Origin of the sequence: Klebsiella sp. 141198 (genome assembly GCF_050600785.1) — a bacterium.
Lineage (GTDB): Bacteria > Pseudomonadota > Gammaproteobacteria > Enterobacterales > Enterobacteriaceae > Klebsiella > Klebsiella aerogenes.
This window is the reverse complement of sequence record NZ_JAQIRM010000007.1, coordinates 90442-114377: the sequence shown is the minus strand read 5'-3', so window position 1 is coordinate 114377 and position 23936 is coordinate 90442. Positions and strand designations below refer to the sequence as shown.

At 57.6% G+C, this 23936-nt stretch carries 25 protein-coding genes; 19 read left to right on the top strand and 6 right to left on the bottom strand.

Going from position 1 to position 23936, the window contains the following annotated elements:
• Positions 1 to 25: 25 nt before the first annotated feature.
• Genes pgaB through pgaD form a run of 3 tightly spaced genes read left to right on the top strand, consistent with a single transcriptional unit; the run spans position 26 to position 3766 of the window.
• A complete protein-coding gene (gene pgaB / locus PGR10_RS21865; protein ID WP_430924171.1) occupies positions 26 to 2011 on the top strand; it encodes a poly-beta-1,6-N-acetyl-D-glucosamine N-deacetylase PgaB in 1986 nt (661 codons plus the stop codon).
• Positions 2004 to 3335, top strand: a complete 1332-nt coding sequence (gene pgaC, locus PGR10_RS21860; RefSeq protein ID WP_087859248.1) for a poly-beta-1,6-N-acetyl-D-glucosamine synthase — start codon at positions 2004 to 2006, stop codon at positions 3333 to 3335. Before pgaB ends, pgaC begins: the two co-directional genes overlap by 8 nt.
• Positions 3332 to 3766, top strand: coding sequence for a poly-beta-1,6-N-acetyl-D-glucosamine biosynthesis protein PgaD (gene pgaD / locus PGR10_RS21855; protein ID WP_087859247.1), 435 nt, complete (start codon positions 3332 to 3334; stop codon positions 3764 to 3766). The genes pgaC and pgaD overlap by 4 nt, the downstream gene beginning before the upstream one ends.
• Positions 3767 to 3823: 57 nt before the next feature.
• Here the strand turns inward: pgaD and PGR10_RS21850 are convergent, their stop codons facing one another.
• Complete coding sequence (locus PGR10_RS21850; protein WP_045380425.1) at positions 3824 to 4615, bottom strand: DsbA family protein; 792 nt, start codon at positions 4613 to 4615, stop codon at positions 3824 to 3826.
• A gap of 218 nt (positions 4616 to 4833) precedes the next feature.
• Between PGR10_RS21850 and PGR10_RS21845 the strand changes: the two genes are divergently transcribed.
• From PGR10_RS21845 to cbpM, 3 genes are all read left to right on the top strand, one after another.
• Positions 4834 to 5517, top strand: a complete 684-nt coding sequence (locus tag PGR10_RS21845; RefSeq protein ID WP_430924097.1) for a TerC family protein — start codon at positions 4834 to 4836, stop codon at positions 5515 to 5517.
• A 141-nt stretch (positions 5518 to 5658) separates the two neighbouring features.
• Positions 5659 to 6576, top strand: coding sequence for a curved DNA-binding protein (cbpA, locus tag PGR10_RS21840; protein ID WP_047057455.1), 918 nt, complete (start codon positions 5659 to 5661; stop codon positions 6574 to 6576).
• Positions 6576 to 6881: a chaperone modulator CbpM gene (cbpM, locus tag PGR10_RS21835; protein ID WP_087859244.1), complete on the top strand. Its 306-nt coding sequence runs from the start codon at positions 6576 to 6578 to the stop codon at positions 6879 to 6881. The genes cbpA and cbpM overlap by 1 nt, the downstream gene beginning before the upstream one ends.
• Positions 6882 to 7073: 192 nt before the next feature.
• On the opposite strand, the gene PGR10_RS21830 is transcribed toward cbpM, so the two are convergent.
• The 4 genes from PGR10_RS21830 to PGR10_RS21815 form a co-directional block, all read right to left on the bottom strand.
• Positions 7074 to 7445, bottom strand: a complete 372-nt coding sequence (locus PGR10_RS21830; protein ID WP_087859243.1) for a plasmid partitioning/stability family protein — start codon at positions 7443 to 7445, stop codon at positions 7074 to 7076.
• Between the two features lie 9 nt (positions 7446 to 7454).
• Entirely contained in the window at positions 7455 to 8411 is a 957-nt protein-coding gene (locus PGR10_RS21825) for a plasmid stability protein StbA (protein WP_015368687.1), read from the bottom strand.
• A gap of 274 nt (positions 8412 to 8685) precedes the next feature.
• On the bottom strand, positions 8686 to 10101 hold the full coding sequence (gene melB / locus PGR10_RS21820) for a melibiose:sodium transporter MelB (protein ID WP_113374726.1): 1416 nt from the start codon (positions 10099 to 10101) through the stop codon (positions 8686 to 8688).
• A 92-nt stretch (positions 10102 to 10193) separates the two neighbouring features.
• Positions 10194 to 11546 carry an alpha-glucosidase/alpha-galactosidase gene (locus PGR10_RS21815; RefSeq protein ID WP_087859241.1) on the bottom strand — a complete coding sequence of 451 codons (1353 nt, stop codon included), beginning with the start codon at positions 11544 to 11546 and terminating at the stop codon, positions 10194 to 10196.
• A 239-nt stretch (positions 11547 to 11785) separates the two neighbouring features.
• Between PGR10_RS21815 and melR the strand changes: the two genes are divergently transcribed.
• Entirely contained in the window at positions 11786 to 12724 is a 939-nt protein-coding gene (gene melR / locus PGR10_RS21810; RefSeq protein ID WP_026612426.1) for a transcriptional regulator MelR, read from the top strand.
• 50 nt (positions 12725 to 12774) lie between these two features.
• On the opposite strand, the gene proP is transcribed toward melR, so the two are convergent.
• Positions 12775 to 14277, bottom strand: coding sequence for a glycine betaine/L-proline transporter ProP (proP, locus tag PGR10_RS21805; RefSeq protein WP_020079848.1), 1503 nt, complete (start codon positions 14275 to 14277; stop codon positions 12775 to 12777).
• 534 nt (positions 14278 to 14811) lie between these two features.
• On the opposite strand from proP, the gene PGR10_RS21800 reads away from it, so the two are divergent.
• The 12 genes from PGR10_RS21800 (at position 14812) to phnP (ending at position 23701) form a co-directional block, all read left to right on the top strand.
• Positions 14812 to 15147 (top strand): zinc ribbon domain-containing protein YjdM, encoded by a 336-nt coding sequence (locus PGR10_RS21800; RefSeq protein ID WP_015704081.1) that lies wholly within the window; start codon positions 14812 to 14814, stop codon positions 15145 to 15147.
• 284 nt (positions 15148 to 15431) lie between these two features.
• Positions 15432 to 15866, top strand: a complete 435-nt coding sequence (yjdN, locus tag PGR10_RS21795; protein WP_015704080.1) for a VOC family metalloprotein YjdN — start codon at positions 15432 to 15434, stop codon at positions 15864 to 15866.
• 156 nt (positions 15867 to 16022) lie between these two features.
• Positions 16023 to 16748 carry a phosphonate metabolism transcriptional regulator PhnF gene (gene phnF, locus PGR10_RS21790; protein WP_047065952.1) on the top strand — a complete coding sequence of 242 codons (726 nt, stop codon included), beginning with the start codon at positions 16023 to 16025 and terminating at the stop codon, positions 16746 to 16748.
• Entirely contained in the window at positions 16749 to 17201 is a 453-nt protein-coding gene (phnG, locus tag PGR10_RS21785; protein WP_015368696.1) for a phosphonate C-P lyase system protein PhnG, read from the top strand.
• Entirely contained in the window at positions 17198 to 17782 is a 585-nt protein-coding gene (gene phnH / locus PGR10_RS21780) for a phosphonate C-P lyase system protein PhnH (RefSeq protein WP_015368697.1), read from the top strand. Before phnG ends, phnH begins: the two co-directional genes overlap by 4 nt.
• On the top strand, positions 17783 to 18847 hold the full coding sequence (locus PGR10_RS21775; protein WP_213317927.1) for a carbon-phosphorus lyase complex subunit PhnI: 1065 nt from the start codon (positions 17783 to 17785) through the stop codon (positions 18845 to 18847).
• Positions 18840 to 19688: an alpha-D-ribose 1-methylphosphonate 5-phosphate C-P-lyase PhnJ gene (locus PGR10_RS21770; protein WP_430924096.1), complete on the top strand. Its 849-nt coding sequence runs from the start codon at positions 18840 to 18842 to the stop codon at positions 19686 to 19688. Before PGR10_RS21775 ends, PGR10_RS21770 begins: the two co-directional genes overlap by 8 nt.
• The gene (gene phnK / locus PGR10_RS21765; RefSeq protein ID WP_042894298.1) at positions 19685 to 20443 is read left to right on the top strand and encodes a phosphonate C-P lyase system protein PhnK; all 759 of its coding nucleotides are present in this window, start codon (positions 19685 to 19687) and stop codon (positions 20441 to 20443) included. Before PGR10_RS21770 ends, phnK begins: the two co-directional genes overlap by 4 nt.
• A 107-nt stretch (positions 20444 to 20550) precedes the next feature.
• Positions 20551 to 21231 carry a phosphonate C-P lyase system protein PhnL gene (phnL, locus tag PGR10_RS21760; RefSeq protein WP_411325439.1) on the top strand — a complete coding sequence of 227 codons (681 nt, stop codon included), beginning with the start codon at positions 20551 to 20553 and terminating at the stop codon, positions 21229 to 21231.
• Positions 21228 to 22364 carry an alpha-D-ribose 1-methylphosphonate 5-triphosphate diphosphatase gene (gene phnM, locus PGR10_RS21755; RefSeq protein WP_430924095.1) on the top strand — a complete coding sequence of 379 codons (1137 nt, stop codon included), beginning with the start codon at positions 21228 to 21230 and terminating at the stop codon, positions 22362 to 22364. Before phnL ends, phnM begins: the two co-directional genes overlap by 4 nt.
• Entirely contained in the window at positions 22364 to 22927 is a 564-nt protein-coding gene (gene phnN / locus PGR10_RS21750; RefSeq protein ID WP_430924094.1) for a ribose 1,5-bisphosphokinase, read from the top strand. Before phnM ends, phnN begins: the two co-directional genes overlap by 1 nt.
• 15 nt (positions 22928 to 22942) lie before the next feature.
• Positions 22943 to 23701, top strand: coding sequence for a phosphonate metabolism protein PhnP (gene phnP / locus PGR10_RS21745; RefSeq protein ID WP_430924093.1), 759 nt, complete (start codon positions 22943 to 22945; stop codon positions 23699 to 23701).
• Positions 23702 to 23936: the final 235 nt, after the last annotated feature.

Genomic DNA, 23936 nt, shown 5'->3' with positions numbered 1-23936 from the left:
CAACAAAAGTATCCGCATCAGCCTGATGGTTATCGGCTGGCTCCTGATGACCTGCGCGCTTCGCGCAGAGACGATTCCTTTTCTGCCGCCGGACGCGCGGCCGCAACCGGAGGCGAATAAGCCCTGGCCGCATAATAAGTTTTTGGTACTGGCCTATCACGATGTAGAAGACGATGCCGCCGATCAGCGCTATCTGGCGGTGCGTACCAGCGCGCTCAACGATCAAATCGGCTGGCTGCTGCACAATGGTTATAAGGCCATCAGCGTGCAAAATATTCTCGACGCCAACGCGGGGTTAATCACACTGCCGCCGAAGGCATTTCTGCTGAGTTTCGATGATGGCTACAGCAGTTTTTACACCCGGGTCTGGCCGCTGTTAAAAGCCTGGAACGTCCCGGCACTGTGGGCGCCGGTAGGCAGTTGGGTCGATACGCCGGAGCAGAAAAAAGTCGATTTCGGCGGTCTGATGACCCCGCGCGAACGTTTCGCCACCTGGGAGATGGTGCGCGAGCTCGCGCAATCACCGCTGGTCGAAATCGGCGCGCATACCTGGGCTTCGCACTATGGTATTCAGGCCAATCCGCAGGGTAGCCGCGAACCGGCGGTTGCCAACCGCTTTTATGATAAGGCCAGTGGGCGCTACGAAAGCGACCAGCAGTTTCACCAGCGCATCGATACCGACGTGCGCAAAGTGAGCGACAAAATCGCCGACGTCACCGGCAAAGCGCCGCGCGCCTGGGTATGGCCCTACGGCGCGGCCAACGGCACATCGCTGGCTATTGCCAAAAATCGCGGCTATCAACTGGCGTTTACCCTAGGCGATGGTCTGGGCGACGTGCGCGATCTGGATAACATTCCCCGTCTGCTTATCTCCGGTAACCCGTCGATCAAGGCCTTCGCCAGCCAGGTGACGCAAATCCAGGAGCGTGAACCGGTTCGGGTGATGCACGTCGATCTCGATTATGTCTACGATAAAGACCCGGCTCAGCAGCGCAAAAATATCGATAAGCTGATCCAGCGCGTCTATGACATGAAAATCACTCACGTTTTCCTACAGGCCTTTTCCGATCCGCTCGGCGACGGCACGGTGAAAGCGCTCTACTTCCCCAACCGCCGCCTGCCGATGCGCGCCGATCTGTTTAATTTCGTCGCCTGGCAATTGCAGACGCGCGGCGGCGCCAAAGTGTATGCGTGGATGCCAGTGCTGGCGTTCGATCTGGACGGTTCGCTACCGCGCGTACAGCGCTGGGATGCACAAAGCAATACGCTGCGCCAGGCTACTCACCCCTATGTACGTCTGTCGCCATGGAATAGCCAGGTGCGCGATGAGATCCGCGATATTTATCAGGACCTTGCCCGCTACGCGACCTTTGACGGCGTGCTGTTCCACGACGACGCGGTACTGACGGATTACGAAGATGCCGGCGCCGGGGCGATGGCTGCCTGGCGTGCGGCGGGCCATCGGGAGGATATCGCGCAGATCCGCCAAAACCCCGCCACGCTGCACGCCTGGACGCGATTTAAAAGTCAAACGCTTATCGACTTCACCCGCACGCTCAGCCAGAGCGTGAAAGCGATTCGCGGCCCGCAGGTGAGAACCGCGCGCAATATCTTCGCCCTGCCGATCCTGCAACCGGAAAGCGAGGCCTGGTTCGCGCAGAATCTGGATGATTTTCTGGCGGCCTACGACTGGACGGTGCCGATGGCGATGCCGCTGATGGAATCCGTTCCGGTTGCGGAAAGCGATGCGTGGCTGGCGCGTCTGGTGCGCGCCGTCAGCGCCAGGCCGGGCGCACTGAAGAAAACCATTTTTGAGCTACAGGCTAAAGACTGGAGTCTCCCGCAGCAAAACGCCATCCCTGACCAACAGCTGGTCGACTGGATGCGGACATTACAGCTCAACGGCGTCAACAATTACGGCTACTACCCCGACGATTTCCTTAATAATCAGCCTGATATCTCGAAAATCAGGCCCCTATTTTCATCGTACTGGTATCCCAACAATGACTGATCGCATTATCGCATTTTCGATTTTATGCCTGGTTTTCGGGCTGCCTCTGGGCGTGGCCGCCGTTTTCACCGGCGAGTTGATACTGGATTTCGTCTTTTTTTGGCCGCTGTTTATGTCGGTGCTGTGGATAACCGGCGGGCTCTACTTTTGGTTTCAACTGGAGCGCCACTGGCCGTGGGGTAAAGAGACGCCGCCGCCGAAACTCGACGGCGATCCGCTGATCTCTATTTTGATTCCCTGCTTTAACGAGGAGAAAAATGCCCGCGAGACCATCGAAGCCGCGCTGGCTCAGCGCTATCGCAACATTGAGGTGATCGCCATCAACGACGGCTCCTCCGACGATACCGCCAGGGTGCTGAATCAACTGGCGGAAGAGTACGACCTGCTGCGGGTGATTCATCTAGCCGAAAATCAGGGGAAAGCGGTAGCGCTGAAAGCCGGCGCTGCCGCCGCGCGTGGGGACTTGCTGGTGTGCATCGACGGCGATGCCCTGCTCGACCGTGATACCGCCGCCTACCTGGTAGCGCCGCTGATTCAGTATCCCCACGTCGGCGCGGTGACCGGCAACCCGCGAATTCGTACCCGCTCGACGCTGATTGGCCGCATTCAGGTCGGCGAATTCTCTTCGATAATCGGGCTGATTAAGCGCACCCAGCGTATTTATGGCCGGGTGTTTACCGTCTCCGGTGTGATTGCCGCTTTTCGTCGCCAGGCGCTGGCGGACGTCGGCTACTGGAGCCCGGATATGATCACCGAAGATATCGATATCAGTTGGAAGCTGCAGCTACGCCATTGGGCGATTTTCTTCGAGCCGCGAGCGCTGTGCTGGATCCTGATGCCGGAGACGCTGAAGGGGCTGTGGAAACAGCGGTTACGCTGGGCGCAAGGCGGCGCCGAGGTTTTTCTGGTCAATCTGCGCCGCCTGTTTCGCTGGGAGCATCACCGGATGTGGCCGCTGTTTCTCGAATATGCCCTCTCCACGCTGTGGGCCTTCGCCTATGCGGTCACCATTTTGCTGTTCATCGCCAGCCATTTTGCCCCGCTGCCGGAGAATCTGACCGTCCGCAGCCTTTTTCCGCCGGAATTTACCGGGCTGCTGCTGGGGGTGATGTGTCTGCTGCAGTTTATCGCCAGTCTGTACATCGAACGGCGCTATGAACGCGGCGTCGCCGGCTCGCTGTTCTGGGTGATCTGGTTTCCGATGGTGTACTGGATGATTGGCCTGTTAACCACCATCGTTGCCTTCCCCAAAGTCATGTTGAAACGTAAACGCGCCAGGGCTCGCTGGGTCAGCCCCGATAGAGGTAAAGGAAGAATGTCATGAACGAACAAACCCTGATCTTAACCGAGCATCGCGTGTTGCCGCGCATCTTTGACGGCGTATTAACCGCTATCGCGTGGGCCGGCTTCGCCTTTTTTCTGTATGCCAATTTGCTGATGCAGTTTACCCAGCACGGTAACGACAGCTGGGACGCGATTATGGCGTCGTTTAATACCGTACTGGTCTATTTACTGGTAGCAGCAATTAACGGCTGGCTGCTGATTTTGTGGTATCAGTACAATCTACGCCGTTATAACGCCCGGCGGCACGGCAGCATGGCCTCGCTACGTCATGAAGAGCTAGCGGAGAGCTTTAATATCGCACCGCAAATCATTTCCGAGATGAGCCAATATAACCTGCTGACGGTATATCACGACCAGATTGGCAGAATCATTGATTTAAAAATCAATCAGAGCGAGGAAGACGAACGCTAACGGAACCACAAAAAAGGCCGCATCGCTTGCGGCCTTTGTGCTTACGGGGCGGTGAAATTAGTTACCGCCGGCTTTCTTAATCGCCGCATCCAGCGAGGCTTTGTCGGCCAGTCCCGGGAAGACGGTAATGGTCGCTTCGGTCGCGCCAGTTGTCGGCATGACTATCACGCCAGGCGTACCGCTTAAGCCAATCTCCTGCGCCAGCTGGTTAATGTTTTCCAGCGCCGGTTCGACGTCCGCCGCTTTTTTGGCGTCAAAGTTCACCTTTTTCGCCTGCTGTTGGATGTCCGCCGCCGTCAGTTTACCTTCGTTATGCCCGGTGGCGTAAACGCCGTTGTGGTAAGTCAGATAGGCCTCGGCCCCTTTCTGCTGATATATCTGCAGACCGGTTTTCGCCGCATCCAGCGAAGTTGCCCAACGGCTGCCGAAAATCGGCCACTCTTTGAAGGCAAAACGGGTTTGCGGATGGTCTTTAATCACCTGCTCCATAACCGGCGCGAGGCGGCTACAGTAGATGCATTGATAATCGAAGAACTCGATAACGGTGACTTTACCGTTAGCCGGGCCGTAGGTTGGCGTGGCCTTATCCTGCGTCAGCTTGTCGGCATTCTTGATTACCGCCTGGGTAGCGGCGCTGGCCTGCTGCTCCGCCTGAATTTGCTGCAGCTTTTGGCTGGCCTGCAATAGCACTTCCGGATGGGCGACCAGGTAGTCAGCGGCGATTTTGCCGATACGCGCTTCCTGCTCCGCGGTGAACGTCGCGGCCGGCGCGTCAGCGGCGCTGGCCAGCGCCGGCAGCAGGGAAGCGCCCGCCAGGGCGAGAATAAGTAGATTCTTGATGCCAGACATATTGAAAAGTCCTTACGAAAAGTAGACGGCAGGTGAGCCTAATCGGACAAAATATCATCCTTTGGCGGCGAATCATTGTCAGTCTATGCATTGATTCGTAACTTTATTTGTCAGACGCCGCGATTCCCCCTACGGCCTGAAGGGTGGTCAGGGGCGAAGAACGGGAGTACCCTGCGCCCATCTTTTTTGATCGACATTATTTGCAATACGAGCCAGGCATGAACGAAATATTGAGTCAGTGGGACTTCGCCGTTATTTTGCTACAAATCATCGCCATCGATTTGTTATTAGGCGGCGATAACGCGGTGGTCATCGCCATGGCCTGCCGCAAGTTGCCGGCGCATCTGCGCACCAAAGCCATTGTTATCGGTACTCTCGGCGCGATTATCGCCCGGGTCGCGCTGCTGGCGGTGGCGATTTATTTGTTGTCGTTGCCGTGGCTAAAAATCGTCGGCGCGTTACTGCTACTGTGGATTGGCATTAAACTGGTCGCCAACGAGGAAGAAGAGAGCGATATCAGCAGCTCCAGTAGCCTGTGGCGCACCGCCGTCACCATCACCGTCGCCGATGTGATCATGTCGCTGGATAACGTGCTAGCCGTGGCAGCCGCCGGTAAAGGCCATCTCCTGCTGGTGGCGCTGGGGGTATTAATCAGCATCCCGATTATTGTCGCGGGCAGTAAGCTGGTGTTGGCCATACTGACTCGCTTTCCCTCGGTCGTATTGCTGGGCGGCGCGTTGATTGGCTGGATTGCCGGTTCAATGATGATAACCGACCCGACCTTTGTTCAGCTGTTCCCCAATTCCCCGAATTATCTACATTTTGTTGCCGGGGCCATTGGTGCGGCGCTGGTGCTGCTGGAAGGATGGCGGCGCAACTACCGCTCCGGCACCCCAAAATAATCACTGGATGCCGTCATCCCCGACGGCGTCAAGTTTTTGCCACTTTTCTCCGCCACCCTTTCTCATTTGCCCTACTCTTAATAGAGCCGCCTGATCCAGGGATTCTGTGACCAGATTTTTGAGCATAAATGAGATAACACCATGGAATTAAAGGATTATTATACCATTCTAGGGGTTAAGCCAACGGACGATCTGAAAACCATCAAGACCGCCTACCGCCGTTTGGCTCGTAAATATCACCCCGACGTCAGCAAAGAGCCCGATGCCGAAGCAAAATTCAAGGATCTCGCCGAAGCATGGGAAGTCCTCAAAGACGATCAGCGTCGCGCCGAATATGACCAACTTTGGCAGCACCGCAACGATCCGCAGTTCAACCGCCAACAGCACGCCCACGAACAAAGCTACAGCCAGCAGGACTTCGACGATATCTTCTCCTCGATGTTCGGCCAGCAGGCGCATCACGCCCGCCGCCAGCGCGCCGAGCGCGGCCACGATGTCGAAATCGAAGTGGCGGTGTTCCTCGAAGAAACCCTCGCCGAACAGACTCGTACCATCAGCTACAAGCTGCCGGTCTATAACGTCTTCGGCATGGTTGAGAGTGAAACGCCGAAAACGCTGAATGTGAAAATTCCGGCGGGGGTCAGCGATGGCCAGCGAATTCGCCTGAAAGGTCAGGGGACGCCAGGCGAAAACGGCGGCCCGAATGGCGATCTGTGGCTGGTGATTCACATCGCGCCGCATCCGCTGTTCGACATCAACGGTCATAACCTGGAGATCGTACTGCCGCTGGCGCCGTGGGAAGCCGCGCTGGGGGCGAAAGTCACCGTACCGACGTTAAAAGAGAGCATTCTGCTGACAATTCCGGCGGGTAGCCAGGCGGGACAACGGCTGCGCATCAAGGGCAAAGGGTTGGTAAGCAAAACCCACACCGGCGATTTGTTCGCCGTCATCAAAATCGTTATGCCGCCAAAACCAGATGAAAAAGCGCGTGAGCTCTGGCAGCAACTCGCCGAAAGCGAAGCCAGCTTCGATCCGCGTAAGACATGGGGGAAAGCCTGATGGCTAAAGTAACAGTGACGTTTACCATCACCGAGTTGTGCCTGCGCACCGGGGTGTCGCAAGAGGAGCTGACGGAGATCGTCGGCTTAGGGATGATTGAGCCGCACCAGCCGCAGGCTGAAACCTGGCTGTTTGACGACAGCGCGGTGACGATTGTGCATCGCGCAGTGCGCCTGCGTAACGAGCTGGAGCTGGACTGGCCGGGGATTGCGGTGGCGTTGACGCTGCTGGATGAAAATGCGCGACTCACCCGCGAAAATCGACTACTGCAGCAGCGTCTGGCCCGCTTTTTGACCCATAGCTAAGCGGAATTCCCGGGTCGCGGCGTTCCGCCTTACCCGGCCTACAGGTCGCTCACAGCGCAAACGGTAGCCCGGCTGAGCGTAGCGTAAGCCGGGAAATTTCCCGGGTCGCGGCGTTCCGCCTTACCCGGGCTACAGCTCGCTCACGGTGCAAACCGTAGCCCGGCTGCGCGCAGCGAAAGCCGGGATAAGCGCTTAATCCGGCAGCGAGCCGGCGAGATTACGCGCGGAGACGCTCTCGCTCACCGGCGCTGGCGGCTCGGGCGCCTTAACCGGCGCGGCCGCTGGCGTAGATGCCGCAGCGGAAGAGGCTGGCTGAATCTCAAGAAACGAGGCCAGCATTCTACGCAGCGTCTCCGGTGGCGTATCTTCCGCCAGCAGCGCCGCCAGCATTGACGGCAGCCGGCTATCTACTTCACCCAACGCTAACCCTGCCAGCAGCGCTGTACGCGACATATCCCCGCGATCGCCACGATGATGGGCTTCAATTTTCGCGTCCGCAAAGCGCTCGCTGGCGCTGATATCCGGGCGCAGGTATATCAGAACCTTTCTGCGATCCAGAGTCATAGACGCTCCTTAACCAATAATTTTCAGACCACGCACGAGGGCGAACTGCGGCTCGTCGGCCACCACAAAGCGATCTTCGCGCAGACCCATGCGTTCGCGAATCGCATCGGCAACCAGCGGCGCGCCGCCGCCAATCACGATGGCGTGAGAATAGCCTTTAAAACTATCAATCGCCGTCAGAACGCGAGTCGTCAGGCGTTCGATGCTGTTGGAGATAACCTTTTTCACTTCAGATACCGCATCCGGATCGTTGATGTTATCGGTCAGATACTCTTCGTCGTGGCGGTTGATGATTATCTGGTCAACGTTATAACTGGAGGTATCGGTATTCGCCCGCGCCAGCGCCAGCTTAACGGCGTCGGTCACCAGCGATACGCCCAGCTTCGGGTCGCCGTAAATACGCGAAACCGAGGTCATTTGCCCGGCCACCATCGAAATATCCAGCGTGGTGCCGCCGAGGTCGACAATCAGCACCGAATGCGACGGTTTCAGCTCATCGCACAGGCTGATACCCGCCGGAATGGATTCCGGACGCACGGTGACTTTGGTGATATTGAACACCACGCCTTTATTCAGTTTAACTTCGCGCAGCAGGCTCTTTTTCTTACGCTCAATGTTATCAAGACGATATTGCGCATCTTCATCATAAAATTCAGTCAGCGGCAGGGTGACCACAATCTCGACATCCTGCGGTTCGAGGCCGCTGGTCAGCAGAGCATGGTGAACAGCGATGGAGTTCAACGGGCTGTATTGCCAATCAATATTGTTGGTGGGTAACGCATCGGGGGTGATCAGGTCGAAAGAGTACTTTTCATCATCCACGGTGTAGTTAAATGGCTTCCCGGCACCGAAAGTGGCAGACCAGCCGCGCTTGAAACTATTGGGGCTGATATGGGTGAAAGTTTCGCCATCTTGCTCCCACAGCATTTTGATATTGGTTGAACCATCATCGATAAAAATGCGCATCGCATTGCTCCATCACTGAGACAAATAAGAGAAAATGTAAGACCCAAAAAGAGTAGCAAGAGTTAAAAAGCAGCGCAAGAGCACGAAAAAGAGACAATTCTGAGTTTTATTTGAGAAACAATGGAGATTTCAATTAACTCATTGAGTTCAAAGAGAGAACTATAAGAGACAAATAAGAGAACTAAAAGTTTTCATTTCTGTCTATTTTAAACGCTTTTTTTGTGCAAAAAGAGAGCATCCCTCCCCTCTTTCGCCAGCGGTTTTCGCACGCTTTTTACACCTGATTGGGTACCACGATCGGCCGTTCCGGCTCGACGACATTTTCCGGTACCCGACGATATTTATCCAGCAGGTGAATCTGAATACGTCGCAACATATCGCCATTCAGTTTGTAATAGCGGAAATAGAGAAACAGCGTCAGAGCAAAAAAGATCGTCGGCAGCGCAATCATAATCGCCTGCATCCCCAGCAGCGTGTGGGATGATTGCACCACATTCGGCACGTAACCGATGATACCGAGCACGATGGCGATAAACCAGGCCGCAAACGCCGAACCGGCTTTGACCACCAGCGTCTGTACCGAGTAGGCGATACTTTCGCAGCGGATATTCATCGTATATTCGCCGTAGTCAACGGTATCGGCCACCATAATGACCTGCAGCACCCAGAACAGCGCAGTTCCAATATTCAACAACACTCCAGCCAGCGAAATCAGCGCAATGTTGTAAACCCCGCTCAGCGCCATCAGCAACAGTACGCCGCAGCCCAGCACCGGCATGATCGATGCCCCCGCCCACAGAATGCGTCGCGACAGACCTTTCACCAGCCGTGGGAACAGGATTAGCGTCAGCAAATTCGCCGCCCCCGCGTAGGACATGTAATACGGGAACATCTCCGCACTGCCAATCACGTAGGTAAAGTAATAAATCGCGAAGCCGGCAATGATATTCGCCGCCGTGTTATAGGCCAGCGCCATGCCCAACAGGCAGGCCAGCTGATCGTTTTTATAGATGAGCGCCACCATCTGGCGCAGTGAGAGATGGCTGGAATCCTCGCTTACGCCGCTATCCGACGAGTAAACCTCATGGACGTTGCGCAAGGTAACGAGGGTGGAAATTACGAAAAAGGCAATCAGCACCAGGGTAAACATCTGGAAACCGAAGCCGCGATCGGCGCCGCCGACGGCGCTGACAAACGGCAGTGTGACCCCGGCGGTCACAAACCCGGCAAGGCTGGCGAAAAAGCGCGGGTAAGGCACCAGCTGTTCACGTTCGCGTTTATCAAGGGTAATGGTCGGCACCAGCGACCAGAACGGCACATCCATGATGGTATAGGTGAAGCCCCACAGCAGGTAGGTCAGCCACACCCACGCCAGAAGCGCCCCGCCGCTGAAGTGATGGGCGCTGAACAGCATATACAGCACCACCGAGTTGGTGATAGTGCCGATCAGGATCCACGGCTTGAACTTCCCCCATCGCGATCGCGTGCAGTTGACGATCCATCCCATGATCGGATCGGCTATCGCATCGAGGATCCTCGCCACCAGGAACAAGGTGCCAACCACCCCAACCGATAAGCCAACAATATCGGTGTAGTAATACATCAGATACATGTAAACGATACCGATAGCGAAATCTTTACCAAAGGCACCAAATCCGTAGCTGAGCTTTGTTGTCATTGAAATACTCATAGGGTACAGGTCGCTGTCGCCAGCGCCTCCTTTAGCGTTTGATAGAGCATGGCAGGCGCCGCCGGGCCAGATCCCCCGGCGGCATGAGAAGATTAACGGTGCAGCCAGTCCGGCAGCCAGTCGCCGTGGCTGGCGATCAGATCGTCCACCAGCGCGTAGATCTCTTCGATCCCCAGCACCGCGGCGGTGTGCGGATCCATCATCGTGGCGTAATAAACGTAATCGCGATTTTCCGTCAGGATGGCCTCCGTTAGCAGCGTCTGCACGTTGATGTTGGTCTGCATCAGCGCCGCCAGATGCGCCGGCAGCGCGCCTACTTTCGTCGGCTGGATGCCGTTGGCGTCCACCAGGCAAGCAACTTCCACGCAGCAACCCTGCGGCAGGTTGTCGATAAGATTATCGTTGCGCACGTTGCCGTACACCACGCTTGGCTCGCCGGTCCAGATGGCATTCATGATGGTGCTGGCATACTCGCGCGAAGGTTTAACCTCGATACGCTCGCCGCTCTTATAGCTCTCCAGCTCTTTATGCCAGTTGGCCAACTGCTCGACGCAGCGTTTAGGGTACTCATCCAACGGCACTTTATAGCGGGCGATAAGATCGTCGCGCCCCGGCTTGATAAACCATGGCGTGTATTCGGCGAAATGCTCCGACGATTCGGTGACAAAGTAGCCCAGCTTTTTGAACATCTCATAGCGGACGATGTTCTCGCAGCGTGGATTGCCATGCAGGTTCGGCTTCGGCGCCAGTCCTTCGGCGTAGGCCTGCAGCAGGTCGGGATAGATACTGACGTAGCTGCCGTCCGCGAGCTTTTTCTCCAGCGACAGATAGAACGCCATATGGTTAATTCCCGCGCAGCGGTAACGTAAATCCGCCGGGTCGAGGTTAAGGTCGCGCGCCAGCTCTTCCGCTGTGCCTTGCACCGAGTGGCACAGACCCACCTGCTTGATATGCGGGTAGCGGGCGTACATCGCCCAGGTGTTCATCGCCATCGGATTAACGTAGTTAAGCATGGTGGCGTCCGGGCAGACCTCGCTCATATCGTCGCAGATAGCCCACAGGTGCGGGATGGTGCGCAGCGCGCGCATAATGCCTCCCGGCCCCAGCGTATCGGCAATGGTCTGCTCAAGGCCGTGGCGTTTACAGACTTCAAAGTCAGTCACGGTGCAGGGCTCGTAGCCGCCAATCTGGAAAGCGACAACAACAAAATCGGCGTTCCGCAAGGCGGTTTTACGATCGCGATGGCAGCTAATTTCGCCATTCGCGCCGACGGAATCCATCAGCTTTCGTACCACGGTATGTGACTCTTCCAGCCGGGTTTCATCGATATCCATCAGCGCGATATGCGCCGATTTCAGCGCCGGGCGCTGGAAAACATCACCGAGAATATTTTTGACGAACACCGTCGAACCGGCGCCGATAAAGGTAATTTTTGGGGCGGACATCGCGCTCTCTCCATCAGGTCATTGAACACTTTCAGAGTGGCATGCCGCTCGCCGCTGCGCTGCCCCGTTCCCGCCGGAGCATTCCCGGAAACTCAGATCGGCCATTAAGCGCCACAAAATCTGAGCTTTTGGGAATAGATCGGCTTAAAAGGAGAGAAAACGGGCCGATGATTCCGCTAAGCTGTAATCAGTTCAGGCTAAAAACGCAGCCACTCTGACGATCCAGGAATCCGCCCATGATGGAACACCGCTTCACTTCCCTGCCCCCCGACCCGCACATGTGCAGCAGCGATGAAAAGCAGAGCCGCAGCCCGCTGGCGCTCTATTCCGAGTATCAGCGCATGGATATCGAACTGCGCCCCCCGCACGCCATGGCCACCAGCCACTGGCACGGCCAGGTAGAGGTCAACGTGCCGTTCGATGGCGACGTGGAGTACTTGATTAACAATGAAGTAGTGCGCATTGAGAAAGGCTATATCACCCTGTTTTGGGCCTGTACGCCGCATCAGTTGACCCGCCCGGGCGACTGCCAGCAGATGGCGATATTCAACCTGCCGATGCATCTATTTCTGTCGTGGCCGCTGGATCGCGAACTGATAAACCACGTCACCCACGGGATGGTGATTAAATCTCTTGCCGCCCAGCAGTTAAGCGCTTTTGAAGTACGCCGTTGGCAGCAGGAATTGAATCACGAGAATGAACAGATTCGCCAGCTGGCGATCGATGAAATCGCCCTGATGCTCAAGCGGCTGAGCCTCGCCGGCTGGCAGCCGATTCTGGTCAATAAGACCTCGCGCACGCACAAGAACAGCGTCTCGCGCCACGCGCAATTTTACGTTAGCCAGATGCTGGAATTTATCGCCGCCCATTATGACCAGGCGCTGACCGTCGATGCCGTCGCCGAGCACGTTAAACTCAACCCAAACTACGCGATGGGCGTTTTTCAGCGGGTAATGCAGCAGACCATGAAGCAGTACATCACCGCCATGCGCATCAATCACGTGCGCGCGCTGCTGAGCGACACCGATAAGACCATCCTTGATATCGCCCTCACCGCCGGGTTCCGTTCCAGCAGCCGCTTCTACAGCACCTTTACCCGCTACGTCGGCATGCCGCCGCAGCAGTACCGTAAATTGAGCCAGCAGCGCCGCCACAGCCTCGCGCCGCCGCAGCCATAAAAAATGCCGCTTGGGTCTCCCCAGGCGGCATCGTGAACAGTGAAAAGCGGTTAGTCGTTGATACGCGGGTGCTGCTGTACCAGACGGGCGCGTTTTTCCTGCAGGTCGGCGATTTCCTGATCGATATCTTCGATTTTATGTTCGATGTTATCGTAGTGCTCGCCCAGAATTTCTTTCGCTTCCTGGATATCGGACGCCGCCGGCGTCGCCCCTTTCAGCGGACGGTTAGCGGTCTCTTTCATCGACAGGCCGGTAATCAGACCAATCACCGCAATCACCATCAGATAGTAAGCCGGCATCATCAAATTCTGGGTGGTTTCCACCAGCCATGCCGCCAGCGTCGGCGTCAGACCGGCGATCAGCACCGAGATGTTAAAGGCGCTGGCCAGGGCGCTGAAGCGGATGTGGGTCGGGAACATCGCCGGCAGCGATGAGGCCATCACGCCGATAAAGCAGTTCAGCACCACCGCCAGCAGCAGCAGACCGGCGAAGATCAGGCCAATCACGTTACTGTTAATCATGATAAAGGCCGGGATAGACAGCGTGAACAGCGCGACGCTACCCACCAAGATAAACGGACGGCGGCCAAAACGGTCGCTCAGCATGCCGATAACCGGCTGGACAAACAGCATGCCGACCATGATGGCGATAATAATCAGTACGCCGTGATCTTCCGAGTAGTGCAGGTTATGCGACAGGTAGCTCGGCATGTAGGTCAACAGCATGTAATAGGTCACGTTGGTGGAAATCACCAGACCAATACAGGTCAGCAGGCTGCGCCAGTGTTTGGTGGCAATCTCTTTAAAGGAGACCTTAGGACCTTCCTGCAGACCTTCGCGGTCGCCCTGTTCAAGGGTATCCACGTGCTGCTGGAACGCCGGCGTCTCTTCCAGCGCGTGACGCAGGTACAGGCCGATAATCCCCAGCGGCAGCGCCAGGAAGAACGGGATACGCCAGCCCCAGTCGAGGAAGTTCTCTTCACCCACCACGCTGGAAATCAGTACCACCACGCCTGCGCCCATCACGAAGCCGGCAATCGAACCGAAGTCCAGCCAGCTGCCCATAAACCCGCGTTTACGGTCAGGCGAGTATTCGGCCACGAAGATCGACGCCCCGGTATATTCGCCGCCCACCGAGAAGCCCTGCGCCATTTTACACAACAGCAGCAGAATCGGCGCCCAGATACCAATAGTGGCATACGACGGAATAAGACCGATACAGAATGTACTTATCGACATGATAACGATGGTGATCGCTAAGATTTTTTGTCGACCGTATTTATCGCCGAGCATCCCGAAGAACAGGCCGCCGAGCGGACGAATCAAGAAGGGAACCGAGAAAGTACCGAGCGCGGCAATCATCTGCACGCTGGGATCGGCATCGGGGAAGAAGACTTTACCAAGGGCATAAGCCACAAAACCATACACACCGAAATCGAACCACTCCATCGCATTACCGAGCGAGGCCGCGGTGATGGCTTTTCGCAACTTACCATCATCGATGATGGTGACATCCCTAAGCGTGATCGGCTTTATTTTTTTCCTTTTAAGCATACTTTTCCTCTGTGCTATCGCCTTGAGCGCACGACTCCTCGCCAAATGACGAGGTCATTCGCGACGTACGTTGGGAGCGGCGAAGTGCTGTGCTCCACATTTCAAGCGTAGCAGGTTTGCCTGCACTGTCTTTCTGACAGAGTGTACAACCGAACCTGTTGACGCCTGCTCTGGCCTTAAATTAATAATTCACTTACCAAATAAGCAGTGACGAATTTACTTACATCCCTTTTTACCCTACCAGCGTTTAAATTTGGGATCAACTTCACGAAAAATTCGCCCAGCTTAATTACAGAGCCAAATAAAATGAATAAGTTCAATCTCTGTTTCGCCGCCGATGTTTATTTATGGACTTTATTAACGTCCATTTTTCAGCATATTCTCCGCAAAGCCAAAATAATTACCCTGCGTTATTTCCTGGAAAAAATACCCGACAAAAGTGCGGGATTGCGCTATAATCAGCCGCACTTTCGGCTAATAGCCGCTGTTTAACGGACCAACGTCCTGTTTTTCCCAGTAATCACGAGGAACGCCATGCAACTTCCACACTGCCCAAAATGCCATTCTGAATACACATATGAAGATAACGGCATGTACATCTGCCCGGAATGCGCCCACGAGTGGAACAATGCCGAGCCGGCCGACGACACCGACGCGCTGATCGTAAAAGACGCTAACGGCAACTTACTTGCCGATGGCGACAGCGTCACCGTGGTGAAAGATCTGAAGGTAAAAGGCAGTTCTTCTATGCTGAAAATCGGCACCAAAGTGAAGAATATCCGTCTGGTCGAAGGCGATCACAACATCGACTGCAAAATTGACGGTTTTGGTCCGATGAAGCTGAAATCTGAATTCGTCAAAAAGAACTAATTAATTTTTTTTACGCCAGCGCCATTATTTTTCCGGCGCTGGCGGCAACCTCGCCGGCGCGTCCGAATATCAGCGGCGGATCGCGGCGAAGTTATTTTGCTAATTTCACGAAAATTATTCCCGAATCCTTCCAGCCAAACCGCGCGATCAATTCTCATTTCGTCTCTGCCTTCCCGCCACGCGGCGACGCATTTTCAGAAAAATTCACCCCGCTTTGCCGCCTGGCTTCTTTTGCCCGTCACCAACTACGCTTTATGGGTCATTGGTTATCTGAGGTCATGCTTATGTCCCTGAGTCCTTACATTGCTTTTAGCGGCAACTGCGCTGCCGCCATCGCCTTCTATCAGCAGGCGCTGGGGGCGCAGCTTATCCACCAAATCACCTACGGCGAGATGCCGCAGAGCGCCCAGGATGCCGAAGATGGTTGCGCCTCCGGGCAACATCTTGCCGCCGACTGCATCGCCCACGCCAGCCTGCAGGTCGCCGACAGTATTTTGATGTTGAGCGATAGCCCCAGTAGCGACATGGAACATTACGCGGGATTCGTCCTCGTGCTGGAGCCAAAAGATATTGCTGAAGGCAAACACTGGTTTGAGGCGCTGGCCGATGGCGGGCGCATCGAAATGGCGTGGCAGGAGACCTTCTGGGCCCACGGTTTCGGCAAAGTGGTCGATCGCTTCGGCGTGCCGTGGATGGTTAACGTCGTCAAACAACCCTAATCTTCTCCACAGGGCGGCTTCTCCGCCCTGTCATCTCACCGGCATCAACTCTTCATCCTGCGGTCATCGTGACTTAACAGAAATGTAACAAAAACGCGTCAGTATCGGCCCACGCTCAACGGGGATCCCCAAGGTGCTTAGTGAGGCTCGATAACCATGTACTTATCCAGACATCCGACCAGTTACCCCACCCGGTATCAGGAAATTGCCGCCAGGCTTGAACAGGAGCTGCGCCATCACTATCGCTGCGGCGATTATTTGCCTGCGGAACAGCAGCTGGCGGCGCGCTTTGAAGTCAACCGCCACACCCTACGTCGCGCCATCGATCAGCTGGTGGAACGCGGCTGGGTCCAGCGCCGCCAGGGCGTCGGCGTGCTGGTATTGATGCGCCCCATCGACTACCCGCTCAACGCCCAGGCGCGTTTCAGCCAGAACCTGCTGGAACAAGGCAGCCACCCGACCAGTGAGAAGCTGTTGTCGGTGCTACGCCCGGCCAGCAGCCATGTCGCCGAAGCCTTTGGCATTGCCGAAGGTGAAACCGTCATTCATCTGCGCACCCTGCGCCGGGTCAACGGCGTGGCGCTGTGTTTGATTGACCACTACTTCGCCGACCTGCGCTTCTGGCCGGTGCTGCAAACCTTCACCCACGGTTCGCTACACGACCTGCTGCGCGACCAACTCGCCGTCGAACTGACCCGCGTGCGCACCAAAATCAGCGCCCGCCGCGCGCAGGCGAAAGAGAGCAAGCTGCTGGAAATCCCCAATATGGCGCCGCTGCTGTGCGTACGTACGCTCAATAGCCGCGAGGGCGAGACAGTCACGACGGAGTACTCCGTCAGCCTGACCCGCGCCGACATGATTGAATTCACCATGGAGCACTGAATGCACTTCGATACCGCCACCCGCCAGCGCTGGATGTCCGTACTGGCCCACAGTGAACCGCAGGACCTTCTGGCGCGCATGCAATCGCTGCGGCTGGCGCCGGAGTATGAATTAATTCGCGCCCCGGAAACCGGACTGGTACAGCTCCAGGCGCGCATGGGCGGCATCGGCGATCGCTTCTTTGCCGGCGACGCCACCCTGACCCGCGCCGCCGTACGCCTGGCCGATGGCACCCTCGGCTACAGCTGGATTTTGGGCCGCGACCGCCCCCACGCCGAGCGCTGTGCGGCGATCGACGGCCTGCTGCAATCGCCTCACTATTTTCACACCTTAATGGAAACCCTCATTACCCCGCTGGAAGCACAACGCAGCGCGCGCCTTGACGCCCGCCGCGCCGAAGTCAACGCCAGCCGGGTCGACTTCTTTACTCTGGTTCGCGGAGATAACGCATGACATTACAAACCGCCTTTACCCTACCGGTGCAGGATGCCCAACACAGTTTCCGCCGCCTGCTGAAAGCAATGAGCGAGCCGGGAGTGATTGTCTCCCTACAGCAGCTTCAGCACGGCTGGCAGCCGCTGAATATCGCCTCCACCAGCTTGCTGCTGACGCTGGCCGATCACGACACCCCGGTGTGGATGGCCGCCGCGCTGCATAACGATCTGGTCAGCCAAAATCTTCGCTTCCATACCGGCGCGACGCTGGTGGAACAGCCGCAGCAGGCGGTATTTGCCGTCGCCTGCGACACCATCAGCGCCGAACAGCTTAATGTCCTTTCCGCCGGTACCGTGGCGGCGCCGGAAACCGGCGTCACGCTGATTGTTCAACTAGCCAGCCTGAGCGGCGGACGCATGCTGCGCCTGACCGGCGCGGGCATTGCCGAGGAGCGAATGATCGCCCCACAGCTGCCAGACTGCATCATCGACGAATTAACCGAACGCCCGCACCCGTTCCCGCTGGGCATTGACCTGATCCTGACCTGCGGCGAGCGCCTGCTGGCTATCCCGCGTACCACCCACGTGGAGGTGTGCTAAATGTATGTTGCCGTCAAAGGCGGCGAGAAGGCGATTAGCGCCGCTCACGCCTTGCAAGAGCAGAAACGACGGGGCGATGGACGGCTTCCCGAACTGAGCGTTGACCAGATAAGCGAACAGCTCAGCCTGGCGGTGGACCGGGTGATGACCGAAGGCGGCATCGCCGACCGCGAACTGGCGGCGCTGGCGCTGAAGCAGGCCAGCGGCGATAACGTCGAAGCGATCTTCCTACTGCGCGCCTACCGCACCACCCTGCCGCGGCTGGCGGTCAGCGAACCGGTTGATACCGCCGGTATGCGCCTGGAGCGCCGGATCTCCGCGGTGTACAAAGATATTCCCGGCGGCCAGCTGCTGGGCCCTACTTATGACTACACCCACCGCCTGCTCGATTTTACCCTGCTGGCCAACGGCGAACCGCCGTCGGTGCAGAAAGCCAATAGCGAAACGCAGCCGACGCCGCACGTCTTCAACCTGCTGGCGCAGCAGGGGCTGGCAAAAGCGGAAGCGGACTGCGGCGCGCCGCCTGACGATATCACCCGCACCCCGCCGGTCTATCCCTGCTCGCGCTCCTCAAGGCTGCAGCAACTGGTACGCGGCGATGAAGGCTATTTGCTGGCGCTGGCCTACTCAACCCAGCGCGGCTATGGCCGCAACCATCCGTTTGCCGGCGAGATCCGCAGCGGCTACGTACAGGTGGAAATCGTGCCGGAAGAGCTGGGCTTTAGCGTCAATATTGGCGAGCTGTTGCTGACCGAATGCGAAATGGTCAACGGCTTTGTCGATCCAAAGGATGAGCCGCCGCACTTCACCCGCGGCTACGGCCTGACGTTTGGCATGAGCGAGCGTAAAGCGATGGCCATGGCGCTGGTCGACCGCGCCCTTCAGGCGCCGGAATACGGCGAAGAGATAAGCGGCCCGGCCCAGGACGAAGAGTTCGTGCTGGCGCATGCCGATAACGTTGAAGCCGCCGGCTTCGTCTCGCATCTGAAACTGCCGCACTATGTCGATTTCCAGGCCGAACTGGCGCTGTTGAAACGCCTGCAACGGGAGAACGAACGTGGCTAACCCACTGACTGGCTATAACTTTGCTTATCTTGATGAGCAAACCAAGCGCATGATCCGCCGGGCGATACTGAAAGCGGTGGCCATTCCCGGCTATCAGATGCCCTTCGGCGGCCGCGAAATGCCGATGCCCTACGGTTGGGGTACCGGCGGGATCCAACTGACCGCCAGCGTTATCGGCGAGAACGACGTACTGAAGGTCATCGATCAGGGCGCCGATGACACCACCAACGCGGTGTCGATCCGCCAGTTCTTTAAACGCGTAACCGGCATCGCCACCACCGAACGCACCGAAGACGCCACCCTGATCCAGACCCGCCACCGGATCCCGGAAACGCCGCTGGTGGAAGATCAGATCCTGATCTATCAGGTGCCGATCCCGGAGCCGCTGCGCTTTATCGAACCGCGCGAAACCGAAACCCGCACCATGCACGCGCTGGAAGAGTACGGCGTAATGCAGGTGAAGCTGTATGAGGATATCGCCCGCTTCGGCCATATCGCCACCACCTACGCCTATCCGGTAAAGGTGAACGGCCGCTACGTGATGGACCCTTCGCCGATCCCAAAATTCGATAACCCCAAAATGCACATGATGCCGGCGCTGCAGCTGTTCGGCGCCGGGCGCGAAAAACGTATCTACGCGGTGCCGCCCTATACCGCAGTCGAAAGCCTCGATTTCGACGATCACCCGTTTAGCGTGCAGGAGTGGGATGAACCCTGCGCCATTTGCGGTTCGCGTCACAGCTATCTTGACGAAGTGGTGCTGGATGACAGCGGCCAGCGGATGTTTGTCTGCTCCGATACCGACTATTGCCGCCAACAGAGCGAGGCGCAGAAAAAATGAGCCAGCCGTTACTTGCAGTCAATCACCTGACCCATCTCTATGCGCCGGGCAAAGGTTTTAGCGATGTCTCTTTCGAGCTGTGGCCGGGCGAAGTGCTCGGCATCGTGGGCGAATCCGGCTCCGGTAAAACCACGCTGCTGAAAGCGATTTCCGCTCGTCTGGCGCCGCAACAGGGTGAAGTGCGGTATCAACAGCGATCGCTATACGCCATGAGCGAAGCCGAACGCCGCCGCCTGCTGCGCACCGAATGGGGCGTCGTGCATCAGCACCCGATGGACGGCCTGCGTCGCCAGGTCTCGGCGGGCGGCAACATCGGCGAACGGCTGATGGCGACCGGCGCCCGCCACTACGGCGACATTCGCGCCACCGCCGAACGCTGGCTGCAGGAGGTGGAGATCCCGCCTTCCCGCATCGACGACCTGCCGACCACCTTTTCCGGCGGCATGCAGCAGCGCTTACAAATCGCCCGCAATCTCGTGACGCAGCCGAAACTGGTGTTTATGGATGAACCCACCGGCGGGCTGGACGTCTCGGTACAGGCGCGCCTGCTCGATCTCCTGCGCGGGCTGGTGGTGGAGTTAGGGCTGGCGGCGGTGATAGTCACCCACGATCTCGGCGTCGCCCGCCTGCTGGCGAACCGTCTGCTGGTGATGAAACAAGGACAGGTGGTGGAAAGTGGCTTAACCGACCGGGTGCTCGACGATCCGCATCATCCTTACACCCAGCTGCTGGTGTCGTCGGTGTTGCAGAATTGATGCTGTTTTGCCGGATGGCGGCTGCGCCTTATCCGGCCTACAGGTGCGTTATTCGTAGGCCGGGTAAGCGAAGCGCCACCCGGCACTCCAACCCCGAGAGGGCTAAAATGATCCGCGTTGAAAACATCCATAAAACCTTTGTTCTGCACCAACAGCACGGCGTACGTCTGCCGGTGCTCGCCGACGCTTCGCTCACCGTTAACGCCGGGGAATGCGTGGTGCTGCACGGCCATTCCGGCAGCGGCAAATCGACGCTGCTGCGTTCGCTGTACGCTAACTATCTGCCGGACAGCGGCCATATTCATATCCGCCACGGCGACGAATGGGTGGATCTGGTGACCGCCACGCCGCGCAAGGTGCTGGAAGTGCGTAAAACCACCATCGGTTGGGTCAGCCAGTTTCTGCGGGTGATCCCGCGGATATCCGCGCTGGAAGTCGTCATGCAGCCGCTGCTTGAGCTCGGTACGCCGCGCGAAGAGAGCGCCGCTAAAGCCGCCCGTCTGCTGAGCCATCTCAACGTGCCGGAGCGTTTGTGGCATCTGGCGCCATCCACCTTTTCCGGCGGCGAACAGCAGCGGGTCAACATCGCCCGCGGTTTTGCGGTCGACTATCCAATTTTACTCCTTGATGAACCCACCGCCTCGCTGGATGCCAACAACAGCGCCGCGGTGGTGGCGCTGATCCAGCAGGCTAAAGCCCGCGGCGCGGCCATCGTCGGTATTTTCCATGATGAAACGGTACGCGGCCAGGTCGCCGACCGCCTGCACCCAATGGGTATCACAGTATGATAATCAATAACGTAAAGCTGGTACTGGAAGACGAAACCATCGACGGTTCGCTGGAAGTGCAGGAGGGACGAATTTACGCCTTTGCCGAAAGCCAGAGCCGGCTGCCCGGCACCCTCGATGGCGAAGGAGGCTGGCTGCTGCCGGGGCTTATCGAACTCCATACCGATAACCTGGATAAATTCTTCACCCCGCGGCCAAAGGTTGACTGGCCTGCACACTCGGCGATGAGCAGCCACGATGCTTTGATGGTCGCCAGCGGCATCACCACCGTACTCGACGCCGTGGCGATTGGCGACGTGCGCGACGGCGGCGACCGCCTTGAGAATCTGGAAAAGATGATCAACGCGGTGGAAGAGACGCAAAAACGCGGGCTTAACCGCGCCGAGCACCGCCTGCATCTGCGCTGTGAACTGCCGCACCACACCACCTTGCCGCTGTTTGAAAAGCTGGTCGACCGCGAGCCGGTCACTCTGGTGTCGCTGATGGATCACTCGCCGGGTCAACGCCAGTTCGCAAACCGCGAAAAATATCGCGAATATTATCAGGGCAAATATCAGCTCAGCAGCGAGCAGATGCTACGCTTCGAAGAGGAGCAAATGGCGCTGGCGGCGGCCTGGTCGCAGCCTAATCGCCAGGCTATCGCCGCGATGTGCCGGGAGCGCCAAATCGCTCTCGCCAGCCACGACGACGCCACTCATGAACATGTCGCCGAATCCCACCTGCTTGGCAGCGTGATCGCCGAGTTTCCCACCACATTGGCCGCCGCGCAGGCTTCGCGCCAGCATGGAATGAATGTGTTGATGGGGGCGCCGAATATCGTGCGCGGCGGCTCTCATTCCGGCAATGTCGCCGCGCATCAACTGGCCGCCAGCGGCCTGTTGGATATTCTCTCTTCCGACTACTACCCCGCCAGCCTGCTTGATGCCGCTTTCCGCATCGCCGATAGCGACGACAACGCTTTTACGCTGGCGCAGGCTGTCCGTTTGGTCAGCAAACATCCGGCGCAGGCGCTGGGTCTGCATGACCGCGGCGTCATCGCCGAAGGCAAACGCGCCGATCTGGTGCTGGCGCACCGCCGCGGCGAGCACGTCCATATCGACCACGTCTGGCGTCAGGGAAAGAGGGTCTTTTAATGCCTGGAAAACTGATTTGGCTGGTCGGCCCTTCCGGGTCGGGAAAAGATAGCCTGCTGGCCGCGCTGCGCCAGCGTGAGCATCCGCAACTGCTGGTCGCGCATCGCTACATCACCCGCCCGCACCAGGCGGGCTGCGAGAACCATATTGCGCTCAGCGAGCATGAGTTTTTCACCCGCGCCGAGCGTAATCTTTTCGCGCTAAGCTGGCATGCCAACAATAATTACTATGGCGTCGGCGTGGAGATCGACCTCTGGCTGCATGCCGGTTTTGATGTCGTCGCCAACGGCTCGCGCGCGCATCTGGCGCAGGCGCGGGAACGTTACGATGACGTACTGGTACCGATTTGTCTCGAAGTCTCGTCACAGGTATTGCGCCAGCGGCTTGAACAGCGCGGCCGGGAAAATGCCGTGGAAATCGCCCAACGCCTGCAACGCGCCGCACGTTATAAACCGGCCGACTGCCTGACGTTGAATAACGACGGCAGCCTCGGGCAATCGGTAGAGCGTTTCTTCCAGCTGTTGCGCCAGCACGCCGGGCGTGAAGAGAATCAGCATGCCTGAGGGTAAAGTAATACGATGAGCCTGACGATCCGCCTGACCGGCACCGGCGGCGCCCAGCAGGTGCCGGTCTTCGGCTGCGACTGCGCCGCCTGCCAGCGCGCCCGCGTCGATGCGCGCTATCGCCGCCGCCCCTGCAGCGCGGTGGTGCGCTTTAACCATGCGGTCACGCTGCTCGACGCCGGGCTGGCGGATCTGGCGGAACGCCAGCCCGCGGGCAGCTTCCAGCAGATTTTATTAACGCATTACCATATGGATCACGTGCAGGGGCTGTTCCCCCTGCGCTGGGGGGTGGGCGATCCGATTGCGGTGTACGGCCCGCCGGATGACATCGGCTGCGACGATCTGTTTAAACATCCCGGCATCCTCGATTTTAGCCACACCGTTATCCCCTTCACGGTATTTGAATTACAAGGTCTACAGGTCACGCCGCTGCCGTTAATCCACTCGAAGCTGACCTACGGCTATCTGCTGGAGTCGGCGCACAGCCGGGTGGCATGGCTTGCGGATACCGCCGGGCTGCCGGAGAAGACGCTGAAGTTTTTACTTAATAATCAGCCGCAGGTGATTGTCATCGATTGCAGCCACGAGCCAAGAACAGAGACGCCGCGCAACCACAGCGACTTGAATACCGTGCGCGCGCTGAACCAGGTACTTGGCTGCCCGCGGGTGATCCTCACCCATATCAGCCATCAGTTCGACCGCTGGATGATGACTAACCCGCTGCCGAAAGGTTTCGAGGCGGGATACGACGGCATGGAGATCGTGCTGGATTAGCATTATCAGTTATGGCTCATGAATCGCTGCGTTAATGGCACCTTCCTCTATTGCAAACAGGACGATCTCGGCTTTGTCAGCACTATCAAAAGAGAGCTCCGCTATTGAATTCGTGGAGATAAATAGCCGAACCGTTCCCCCTACTTCTGAGTGTGATATCTCGTAAAACCCGTTTTCATACGTTCAATCTCCAGATAAATATAATCCTAAATTTTGGTTTTAACTTCATTCTCAC